Origin of the sequence: Legionella santicrucis, from assembly GCF_001468135.1 — a bacterium.
Taxonomy (GTDB): Bacteria; Pseudomonadota; Gammaproteobacteria; order Legionellales; family Legionellaceae; genus Legionella; species Legionella santicrucis.
Map to the genome: position 1 here is coordinate 177519 of NZ_LNYU01000024.1, position 11258 is coordinate 188776.

The following is an 11258-nucleotide window of genomic DNA, read 5'->3' on the forward strand; positions in this document are numbered from 1 at the left end:
CGGCGCCGACCTTTATCAATACCTTTGAGCTATTTGATTTCACTATGAAATTGCTCCACATACCATCGGATTTCAAACTAGCGTGAAATACTAGGTGTTTGCACATCGTTTAATAAGAAGGCCTCTTCAAGATTTTTTAGTGAGCCACGATATAATGCGAGGGTTTGTTTGCTTTTTCCTTGCTTTAGGAAAATAAACTCGTGTGAATTAATCCAAAAAGGGCTCCACGCTAGCATTCCTTTGGGTGTAATTCGTATGGTTTTGCCTGATTTAAGATCAAGTGTCCATAATGCTGGGGGCGGCCCTTCCCAGGTTTTTTCATGAACCTCCTCATCCATATCTACATCCATAAGCAGTGTTTTTCCATCAGGAGAAACTTGAATTCGAGATGCACTACTCATGCTCCCGTGAGGGATAAGGGTGTCAAGAGGCCATTTTTTTAGGAGCATGCCTTCAAGATCCATCCAATAGATTGCATCAATATCATGATTTAAAAACGATTTTCCATCGTGAGCCCAAGCAGGAGTGTATTTATTTTGAGTATCTTTTAGCAGGCGATAACCACTACTATCCGCATTGATGAGGGCCAGATACCAATTATTATCGATAAAGGTATTGAATAATAATCTTTTACTGTCGGGAGACCACACGGGGTTAAAGTTATTTTGGGAGGGTATATTTTGTAATTGAGTTACTTTACCTGTTTTCAATTCCACTATTGCTAGGTGGCGATCCGACGATTGATTGTCGGCTGTATTATAGGCAATGTATTTTCCGTCCGGTGAAATTTCAGGTACATATCCCGCAGTTATTTTTCGAGCCTTGCTGCCATCAAGATTGGCGCTCCAAATAAAACCCGATCGTTCAAAGGCGATCATAGGATAAGCGTGTACAAAGACGCAATAAATTAATGAAAACAAGAACACGGGAATTCGCATAGAAATTAAATTTATTCTGAAATAATTTTTGGATGTCATATTTTTACCATAGAGTGATTTAATGGCGTTAATTGTTTCTGCTCGTTTTCTCTAGGATTGTTAGTTGTGGGCTGTGACTGTGATGGTTTTGAGCGCCAAAAATGTGGTCTAGAGGCCACTGATGTAATAGCATGACTTATATTATCTACTTCTCTTTGAATGAATTGAAGTGGCCAATGCTTGGGATTCGTATTATTGTAAAAATCAGCATACTGACTTAAATACTGATAACCCTCTTGCAGTGCATCCATCATCATGACAACAAGTTCATGCTCATTGAGTGAATTGATTTCTTCATCACTTAAATTAATTATTTTTAAACTTCTTAAAATACTTAATTCAACCTCTACCTCATTGATAAATAAAGTCGGAATCAGATGCGTCTTTGTCGCTGCTCGCAGTAATATTTGCGATTCCATAGCGTATTTATTGCCAATCCGTAAATGTTTTCTTGGCAGCTTTTCAGGTATGCCATCTACATAAATAGAGGTAGTGTGTTCGTGCAAAAAGAAAAACAAAACCGCCTCTACTTTATTTTTCAATAGAGGATTGTCTTGAAGCTTTTGATCATTATAAATTTGCTCAAACAATAATCCTACTCGTGTAAATCGTTGCCAAAAATCAGTTACATCCTTCTGATAATGGCGTTTCAAGAAACCAGCATGAATGAGATCGTGTTTTAATACTTCTAAAGAGCGGGTTTCTCGAGTAGCTCCATCTACGTTCATGGTTTTGACCCCATCAAACGAGACATGCTCACCACAGGCAATAGCAAGCACTCGGATGCCGAAAAAGGGTGATTGCTCATCGAGTCTAAAACTGGTCATTTGATTAATATCTTGTATTTTGACTAAGCCAGACATTGATACATGACTAATAAATTTCGAATAATCTTGATTTTCTAACTCCGTTTTAATGCTCCAATCACCTAGAGGGTGTACCACACCATAAACCATTGTTTTTAGCTGTTTCTTATATTCCAGTTCTAATTGCTCAGGCTCTATTCCAGTAATAAACGCAGACAAACAAAAACAGTAATAAGCATGTTCCGCAAAACTCATGGTTTCTTTTAATTTCAGATTATCAAAAAAAGTATTTATATTTTTCTGTGCTTTTTGAGAACGTTCAATATAAGTTTCCCATTGAATTAAAGCATGTTTTGCATAGGCTAAATCATGATCAAACATTTGCCTGACACTTTTTGATGGAATCAATTCAGGGCGAAGATTAGGATGTTCTTTCATTAAACTTTTGAACAGCTCAACTCGCTTTTGCAGCGGGAAGGGTTTGTTCAAAGCAGACAAATCATATTTTGATTCCATAACAATCTCTAAGTATTTGGTCAATTTCAAAACGAGCAATTGAATGTAACATTAATTTGAGTGTCTCAAATTTGCTAATTTTGTTGTTTATTATAACAATTGTCAATCACATGCGGAGTTTATCCTCAATAGTGGCGTGAGTACGATTAATATTAGAGTTGGTTATGGTTTCTAAAAGTGAATCGTCTATTTGATTAAAATGATTGATGAGCTCATTACAATAATTTAATGCATGCTCACTCGTACATCTTAAGTGAGGCTCTGAATGCATCATTGCCTGAACAAGATTAACAATTGCTTGTTCGGTAATGGTGAAGTTAGATTTATGAACGGAGATGTTTGCCTTTCCATTCTCAAAAGAGACTGTATATATTTCCGGAAATAAATACATAGTTACAAGGCCCATGGCATACAAATCTTTGCAAAAATGATCGCCAAAAGTATAAGGGTCGCTATACGCTGCGGTCCATCCAAACGATTTAGTTGATCCTCTTTTATGGGAAGTCCCAAAATCAATAAGTTTCATCGACTCCATAGTTAAATTTAGAACAAAATTTTGGCACTTAACATCTCCATGGATGCGATAGTGTTGGTGTAAGGTATTAAGATCAGACAAGCCAGAGCTTAAACAGAGTACTCTTTTTTCCATGGGTATTTGTAATAACTCATTTGCATGATAATGATCTAAACTGAGTTCGCGTTGCCATTCAGAAACAATATGTGCTTTTCCTTTATGGGAAAAATAAAATGCTTCTCGCCCTAATAATCGATGATATTTAACTTCACGAATGGCTGCTTTTTGGGCTTTATTAAGATCGGGTTCGTTTAATTTTTTAATTCCATAAAGAGGCTCATCGGAATCGAGAAAGCGGTACCCTTTTTTGACTTTACCAAAACCACCACTTTCATAGGAATCACTATGTTGTGCAAAGAAAGAGTGTTTATTATCTAATAAAAACTCAGAGCGAGGGGTGTTTGTTTCTTTTTTGCTTTTTTTGCTCATTGTAGATTCTGAAACAGGAGATAATTTATCGGTGACTCTTTGCAATGCTTTTGCAAATGACTGATGATCTAGCAGTTCACTTGCACTAAGCCTTGATAATACTCCATAAAATTGTTGTAGATTTGCATCCGATAAAGAAAAAAGAACGCCTAATTCTTCCTGATTCATATAAAAATGGCTTTTCTCGAATAATTCAAAGAAACTAAAAACGTCCGTGACAAATAATCCCTCTTTGGGCTTTATTAGCAATAATTTATAGTATGAAGTTAGAGTATTTTGGTCTAACACATCCGCTTTCTTTAAATAATGAATGGCTCTATAGGCCCGGTAACTATCAAGCTTTTTATTAATAATCGTATGAATTATTTCTTGATTATCTTTTAACAAGGATTTTTGAGATAAGATTTCTAATATTTGCCCAAATGAAAAAATATCATGGGTGTCAACATAATCAAAGATTTGGTTATCAAGCAGGTCATTTTTCTGGAGTAGTTTTAAAACGGAGTTTTTTTCTATAAAAAAAGAGAAATCTTGTTTTAAAAGTGATGTCACATGCTCCATTTTTAAATCAAACTCTTTAGCGCTGAGTAAGATCGATAGAGTTTCAATCAGAAGGTGAGCTTGGTCATTTGTACCTATTTTTTGAATTAACTCTTCATTAAGTGTAATTTTTGCACGATTTAATAATGAAATTAAGGTATCAATCGAATACAGAGATTTTCGGGCTACAAAATGTTTTAAACATTCATCATCGAAACAATTGGCTTTATCAAGCTCCTGTAATAAGGTGACAACGATGCCTAGCTCATTCGTTTTGCTGGTAAGTAAGTTGAGTGCAGTGGATGTTAGGTGATTTTTACTCTCTAAAAATCTTAAAGATTGTTCAATAAGCACACAAGAATGAGGTAGTTGTGAAGTGAGTGTTAAAACTGTTGCAAGAATTTCTTGATTTAACCGAATTCGTTGTGATTGAAAGCCACAAAATAAGCGGTGCAAAAGAGAGCGGCTTTCAAACGAAAGTGCATAAATAGATGCGAAATTATTTTCATGAATCATGCCTGCGTTATTTAAAACTATATAAATATCCAACAAGTAATGTTCCTCAAGCTTTTTTCTTATGGACTGCATGAGTTGTAAGTTACTATCAGGAGCAGTAATTTCAGGGATTTTTTGGAGTAGTTTAAAAATATCGGCAGAGGTTAATTCATAATTATCTTGCTTGTTAGCAAATTTTTTTAAGTATTGTTTTAATTTTTTGGCCCTTTCATGAGCACCATAAATCGATTTACGTGCATACCATGTTTGATCATATTCATTTAATAGTTGCCGAAGCTCATATAACTTCATTCTGACTCCTTTTTAGAATGATTTCTTAAAAAATGTTCAAATGGTATCACTTGGAATAAAAAATAAGAATATGTAACTGATATTATTGGGAAATTTTAAATGGTTTTAACCAAAGTAAGTCCATTCATTAAATTGCGGATACCCTTCAATTTCATTTAATCCGTTATAAATTTATGCTACTTTATCATTGCTAAGGTAAATGAACAAAAAAGAAGTGCGCAACTGATAGAGACAGATTCTTATCATGCCTAATTTTTACGTCAAAATTAAAGAAAGCTCTTTTACTTGGAGATTCATCAATTTTTTTTTAGATTACATAGCTTATTTTTGCGATGGTTTGATTTTTTTGAAAAAAAAAATAGGGGCACTGCTAAGAAAAGAGTGTTCTCCTATTTCTCATGGACATTCATTAAAAGCGTTTATTCGATATTGCCAACGACAGCCTGCACAACCCATACTTTTTCCAAATGCTCATAAAGATATAGCTGTTTCTATTATTATTCCAGTTTACAATCAATGGACATTAACTTGCGCTTGTTTAAACTCTATTTTAAAGACATGTAATGGCAAAGTTAATTATGAAGTAATTTTGGCTGATGATTGCTCAACAGATGAAACAATGAATGCAGCTGCGCTGTATCCAGGCCTAATCGTTATTAAAACGGAAAAAAATAGTGGATTTTTACAAAATTGCAATCATGCCGCACAACAAGCTCGAGGGCGATATCTTCTATTGCTTAACAATGACACTATAGTGTTGCCTAATTGGTTAGAAAGTTTATACCAGACGATGGACGCAGAGGAACGTATTGCGATCGTTGGTTCTAAGATTTTATGCCCAACCGGAAAGATTCAAGAAGCAGGCTCTATCATATTTCAAAATGGTGCTACTCAAAATATTGGGTATGGTCGTCGTCGCGATGTTTCTTTTTTAAATATCAAACGTGATGCCGATTATATTTCTGGTTGCTCTATTCTTATTCGAAAATCATTTTGGGACTTTGTAGGAGGATTTGATCCTCGCTATAAAAATGCGTATTACGAAGATACAGATTTAGCGATGAGTGCTCATGCGCAAGGAATGAGGGTGGTTTATGAACCTAGTTCGGAAGTAGTGCACTTTCTCCATAAGACTTATGGGCGTACCTATCAGAATCTTCTAGAGAAGAATAAAAAATTATTTATAGAAAAGTGGCACCATGCTTTAAAAAATTATTCTAAATTTGGTTCTTCCTGGCATGTGGCAATGATGCGAGCAGAACAGACCCCATCTGTAGCGGCCCATCATCGACGAACAACGAATCGTTTAAATATATTATATTACTCTCCTATTCCTACTTATCCCGCTAACCATGGCAATCGTGCTCGAATATGCACTCTTATTAAGAAATTTGAGAGGATGGGGCATAAGATTCATTTCGTTATGTTAGAAAATGCTGAATATAGTAAAGCCGACTTACAGGCAATGAAAAATCAATTTACTACCTTAGATGTTATTCCTTGTAATAAGGCAATGGTTAGTTTTGGTGTTGTTCCCTATGATGGTTGGTACCAAGAGGGTATTGGCGAGCATATTTATTTTTTATGTAAACGTTATGATATAGATCTTGTTTTGTGTTCTTATATATATCAATCAAAACTGCTTGAATTTGTACCTGATTATATTTTAAAAGTAATTGATACCCACGACAAAATGGGAAATCGTTCCGAAATGTTGCGTCTCAATAATTTACCATTAGGACACTTTTCATGTACTCCAGAAGAGGAAGGCACTTATTTAAGAAGAGCTGATTTGGTCATTGGAATCACTGAGGAAGAGACCAGATATTTTGAAACGGTTTCTGGCCAGAAAAATGCTGTAGCGATTTCTCATATTACTGCTCCTAAATTCTTAAACAATAAATTTTCCTCATTAGATAATATAGGTATTGTTGCAAGTAATAATCAATTTAATCTGGCTGTCGTACAGAAACTTTTGGAAAGTATCGGTCGCTATTTACAAAAAGAAGAGGATTGCCCCTTTGTCATCCATGTTGCTGGCGAAGTTAATAAAGCAGTTGCTAAAAGGATTTTCGATTCTAAAATGAACGTTTTTAAAAAGTCTTGGGTAAACATGCATGGCTATGTACCTAATATTACAGAATTTTATAGTCAGATGGATTTGATTGTATCCCCAATGTTGTGTGGTACAGGAATCAATATTAAAACAGTGGAGGCAATGGCTCATGGAATGCCATTATTAACTACCGCACACGGTAGTAGAGGAATGGATTTGAATGATCAGATGCATAATCATAAGGACATTAATTCTTTAGTTAATTCTTTATTTTTTATCAGTAAAAGTCCTGCAGATGAACTGCAGCGTCTTGCGGATTTGAGCCGAGAGAAGTACATGCAATTTTATGAAAAAAACGAAGATAACTGTAAATTGCTGTTTGAGCATCCGCGATTAAAAATTATAACGTAGGATGAAACAAATTAATTCGCCTCCCGCCTAAGTGCCACGGCTTGTCCGCGGTATCCAGTAGATGGTCAAATTAAAATCCATTCTTTCTCATTCATTGATTCATAAGGTAAAACCCATAGTATGACGGTTCTGACACCAAGTATAAACGGGTTTGCAATGCTTAGACTAATGCTATGGTTGAAGCTGAGGGAGAGCATGCTACAAGATGGCATTTATGACAAGCTGCGGCACTTAGGCGGTAGGCGAATTGTCAACAGACTTTATATGGCAATTTAAAAAAATTTTAAATAGAATGAGGCTAGCCCAATAAATTATTTTCTCATAATAATGAAACACATATTGCTAGGGATGAGCCGTTTATTATCGAATGTGATTGCCGCACACCGACTAACGGGAATTGATCGTGTGATTATGGCTTATTTAAGGCATTATGAACATCATGTAAGCGGGGTAGTGCAATTTAAGTTAATCTATTGGAAACTTAATCTTATTTTATCACAAAATACAACCAGTCAAATTTTGCAATTAATTGATTCAAAGCCAAAATACTATAGATTTAAAATTATCTTTTTGCTAATCAAAGGAAGAGCTACAAAAAAAGAAAGACAAGGGCTAGCAGGAGGAGTTTTATTAAACATCGAGCCAGCTCGATATGATGGTCATCCTCACATAAGTAACATCCCAGGAGTAATCAGTTTATTCATGGTCCATGATTTAATTCCCCTACATTACCCCGAATATTGTTCGCCTGGAAGAGGACAAGAATATCTAAGCATGTTCAATTGTCTTACAAACTATGCGCACGGTATTCTCACCAATTCACAAGCTACTTTGGAGGAACTACAAAGCTTTGCTGTATCTCAACGTAAACAATTACCTCCTACCAGAGCTGTGTTGCTAGGTAGTGATCTGCACCTAAATTTGGCGACACCCTCAACCGTTCCCCCTTTATCACAGCCTTATTTTGTGATCCTTGGAACTATTGAGCCTCGAAAAAATCATTTACTTTTATTACAAGTTTGGCGTCGTTTGGTGGAACAGCTTAAAGAAAAAACACCGCGCTTAGTCATTATTGGCAAAAGAGGTTGGGAGCTTGAAAATATTGTCGATTATCTGGAAAGATGTGAGATTTTACGAGAGCTTGTTATTGAAGTTCTTGTAAATGATAATGACTTAGCCTCTTACTTATGTCATGCACGCGCCTTATTGTTCCCCACTTTTGCAGAGGGTTATGGCATACCCTTAGCGGAAGCCTTATCCTTAAAAGTACCTGTAATTGCAAGTAATCTCCAGGTTTTTAAAGAAATAGCCAGAGACATCCCCGAATATATTGATCCTTTAGATGGAATAACCTGGTTAAAAACGATCAAGGCTTATACTCATGAAAATAGCGAGCAACGTTTCTCCCAATTGCAGCGATTATCTCATTATACGCCACCAACGTGGGCTGAGCATTTTGAAAAACTGGATGCATTTATGGAACATTTATTACAATAGCTTGGAGATAACGTTCGTTTAGCGACGTCAAGGCATTTCCATGGCTTGACGTCGAACTCACGTTAATTAATATAAGATTCAAATCGATTTAAAATTGCGTCTACCGGTCTTGAGGGAAGTAATTGCGACAATTTAATAAGCAAATGTAGTGGTAATGGAAAGACAATAGATGCTTTATTCTTTAGTAAACCTTTTTGAATAATTTTCGCCGCTTTTTCGCAGGGAACTAAGAAAGGCTTAAGTCCAGTAAGCCGATCCGACATATCTGTTTTTACATAACCCGGGCAAATCACATTAACATGAATTTTGTATCGGATAAGCCACGCACGCAAGGATTGACCATATATATGAAGTGCTGCTTTACTGGCACAGTAACTTGGAGATTGAGGTAATCCACGTAAACCAGCAATGGAACCCATCATGGCAATTTGTCCTTTTTTTCGTGCCATCATCCTAGGAATCAATGGATTCACTGTATTCATAGTCCCTTGCAAATTAATGGCAAGCACCTGGTTAATATCTTCTTCTTTTTCAGGTTGCCAGTTAGCTTGTAGTGTTGAAGATACTCCAGCATTAGCAATCACTAAATCAATAGGTGTTTTACTATCTACATCAATAATAAATTTTTTTAATTGAAGGGTGTCTTGGACATTAATGCGTTCATAAGTCGTATGCGCTCCTTGTTCTTGGCAACATTGAGCAACATGGGTCAATTTTTCTAGATCTCTTGCGACTAAAATTAAATTTATATCTGCTGAGGCATATTGAAGTGCTAATTGTTTCCCTATACCACGACTTGCACCTGTAATTAATATTGTTTTTTTATTCATTTGAATGATGCTCTTTATCCATTATACAATTTAGCATTAGTTATCAACTAAGTTAACAAGCATAAATCGCTAATGAAATAGCTGCTTGAAAATAAAATTGTTTAAAAGCAATCTATGCTACCCTACAAGATGACGGTTATATAATTGTTTGTTATTATCTTACAGTATAAATAGGATGGTTATTTCTCGTGTTATTATAAAACCGAATCATTTTATATGTTTAATTGGATTTAATCATGATAAAAGAAAAATCACGGGTTTGGCAAAAAACTTCAATGCTTCTGGGTAGGTTTTTTGCAAAATATAGTCCTTTTCCTGCGGGATTTTATACAATAAATTCTTTAATCTTAGCGGCAATTGCTGTTTTTTGTTCTTATTTTCATTATTACGTTATTGCCATTCTACTTTTTCTTTTAGCGGGTATTTTTGATGTGATTGATGGATCAGTCGCACGGGCTCGGAACAAAGCATCGAGTTTAGGGGCTTTTGTTGATGGAACAATTGATCGATTTGTTGACTTCGCGATTATTTTTTCTTATTTTTTTTGTGAAATTAAAGCCTTTTATTTGAGTTTGGATCAATTAATCTGTATTACCTCCTTTGTTGTTATTTTACCTTCGTTTATCGTGGCTTATGCCAATCACCGTGGGGCAGTATCTGATGATAATGAAACACTAATCTGGCGGGTGATGAATCGAGGTGAAATGCTTTTTTTCATGATAGGAATTTTGATTACCTCTTTATTTAGTTCGTATTGGGCAGGGGTTTTGTTAATTCTTTTAATTTCTTTGTCAACGCTTACGATAATACAAACGATTTTTTTAACGATTTATCATGCTAACAAACATAAATCAGTGTAAATTGTTGCAAGTGAGATGATAAGGATGTTAGACCGTTTCATTAGGATTAAGTGATGTTAGTAGTGGCCCTTTTGGTGATTAGTTATATTCTTATAGCAACTTTTATTTTAATAATATCTAACCCAGAACAAAAAAAATTACGCCATTTTTATCTCTTCATAAATTGCATTATTATTTTATGGGAGGTTTTTCCGTTTTTAAAACCGATTGATTCAAATGTTTTAAAAATTGTATACGATTGGCTTCCTTTAATGCTTTTACCCTTATTTTATAGAGAAACAGAGATCCTTACATCAGCATTTAATAAAATTCATTATGATGAGCAATTCATCCATTTTGAGCGGAAATATTGTATGTGGGTGATGAATTTTCATCACAATAATCGTGGGAATTCATTATTGCTTTCTGAATTTCTTCACTTATGTTATTTATTTTTTTATTTATTTATTTATGGCGTGCCGTTATTTTTTTATCTGAGACAAGAATTTGTAGCATTCTATGAATGTCAATTTGTTATCCTATTGTTACTTTTTTCATGTTATATCACACACAGCATAATTCCAGCTTGTGGGCCTCGTAATATTTTTGAAAAAATTAAGGACCGACGTAGCCAAGGTATTATCTTTAGAGTAACGCATAAATTATTACAGGATGGCTCAGCTACAGGTACTGCATTTCCTAGTGGCCATACTGGAGTGGCCTCTGCAATTTTGTTAACAACTGGGTATTTGCATACCCCGCTCTTTTATTACATTTTACCTTTTGGAATCGGATTAATAATTAGTACTATCTATGGAAGATTTCATTACGTCATTGATATGGTATTTGGATTTTTATATGCATTTATTGCATTTTTAGTAGCAACATCGTTAGCGCCTTATTATTAATATGTTTAGAACTCCTTTTTATAAATACAAAAAATAGCCATCTTCTGTAAAAGCAGGGAGTCTAAGCC

The 11258-nt window shown here is 35.0% G+C and carries 8 protein-coding genes; 4 read left to right on the top strand and 4 right to left on the bottom strand.

The genetic code is table 11. The features are described 5' to 3' along the window. Positions 1-77 precede the first annotated feature (77 nt). From Lsan_RS05600 to Lsan_RS05610, 3 genes are all read right to left on the bottom strand, one after another. On the bottom strand, positions 78-977 hold the full coding sequence (locus Lsan_RS05600) for a TolB-like translocation protein (RefSeq protein ID WP_237762051.1): 900 nt from the start codon (positions 975-977) through the stop codon (positions 78-80). Beyond that, positions 974-2299 (bottom strand): hypothetical protein, encoded by a 1326-nt coding sequence (locus tag Lsan_RS22860; RefSeq protein WP_237762052.1) that lies wholly within the window; start codon positions 2297-2299, stop codon positions 974-976. Before Lsan_RS22860 ends, Lsan_RS05600 begins: the two co-directional genes overlap by 4 nt. Positions 2300-2405: 106 nt before the next feature. Further along, complete coding sequence (locus Lsan_RS05610) at positions 2406-4649, bottom strand: protein kinase domain-containing protein (protein ID WP_058513517.1); 2244 nt, start codon at positions 4647-4649, stop codon at positions 2406-2408. Positions 4650-4995: 346 nt separating this feature from the next. Here Lsan_RS05610 and Lsan_RS05615 point away from each other — a divergent pair, with 346 nt between their 5' ends. Both Lsan_RS05615 and Lsan_RS05620 read left to right on the top strand, forming a co-directional pair. Continuing rightward, positions 4996-7116 (top strand): glycosyltransferase, encoded by a 2121-nt coding sequence (locus Lsan_RS05615; protein WP_162265588.1) that lies wholly within the window; start codon positions 4996-4998, stop codon positions 7114-7116. A gap of 348 nt (positions 7117-7464) precedes the next feature. Next, a complete protein-coding gene (locus Lsan_RS05620) occupies positions 7465-8613 on the top strand; it encodes a glycosyltransferase family 4 protein (RefSeq protein ID WP_162265589.1) in 1149 nt (382 codons plus the stop codon). Positions 8614-8675: 62 nt separating this feature from the next. Here the strand turns inward: Lsan_RS05620 and Lsan_RS05625 are convergent, their stop codons facing one another. Then, a complete protein-coding gene (locus Lsan_RS05625; protein WP_058513520.1) occupies positions 8676-9443 on the bottom strand; it encodes an SDR family NAD(P)-dependent oxidoreductase in 768 nt (255 codons plus the stop codon). 236 nt (positions 9444-9679) lie between these two features. Here Lsan_RS05625 and Lsan_RS05630 point away from each other — a divergent pair, with 236 nt between their 5' ends. Beyond that, positions 9680-10303: a CDP-alcohol phosphatidyltransferase family protein gene (locus Lsan_RS05630; RefSeq protein ID WP_058513521.1), complete on the top strand. Its 624-nt coding sequence runs from the start codon at positions 9680-9682 to the stop codon at positions 10301-10303. A 53-nt stretch (positions 10304-10356) separates the two neighbouring features. After that, positions 10357-11190: a phosphatase PAP2 family protein gene (locus Lsan_RS05635; protein ID WP_058513522.1), complete on the top strand. Its 834-nt coding sequence runs from the start codon at positions 10357-10359 to the stop codon at positions 11188-11190. Positions 11191-11258: the final 68 nt, after the last annotated feature.

Excerpts from the sequence above, each read along its gene's own strand:
- Lsan_RS05600 (WP_237762051.1), bottom strand. The coding sequence starts at position 977 with ATGACATCCAAAAATTATTTCAGAATAAATTTAATTTCTATGCGAATT.
- Lsan_RS22860 (WP_237762052.1), bottom strand. The coding sequence starts at position 2,299 with ATGGAATCAAAATATGATTTGTCTGCTTTGAACAAACCCTTCCCGCTG.
- Lsan_RS05610 (WP_058513517.1), bottom strand. The coding sequence starts at position 4,649 with ATGAAGTTATATGAGCTTCGGCAACTATTAAATGAATATGATCAAACA.
- Lsan_RS05620 (WP_162265589.1), top strand. The coding sequence starts at position 7,465 with ATGAGCCGTTTATTATCGAATGTGATTGCCGCACACCGACTAACGGGA.
- Lsan_RS05625 (WP_058513520.1), bottom strand. The coding sequence starts at position 9,443 with ATGAATAAAAAAACAATATTAATTACAGGTGCAAGTCGTGGTATAGGG.
- Lsan_RS05630 (WP_058513521.1), top strand. The coding sequence starts at position 9,680 with ATGATAAAAGAAAAATCACGGGTTTGGCAAAAAACTTCAATGCTTCTG.
- Lsan_RS05635 (WP_058513522.1), top strand. The coding sequence starts at position 10,357 with ATGTTAGTAGTGGCCCTTTTGGTGATTAGTTATATTCTTATAGCAACT.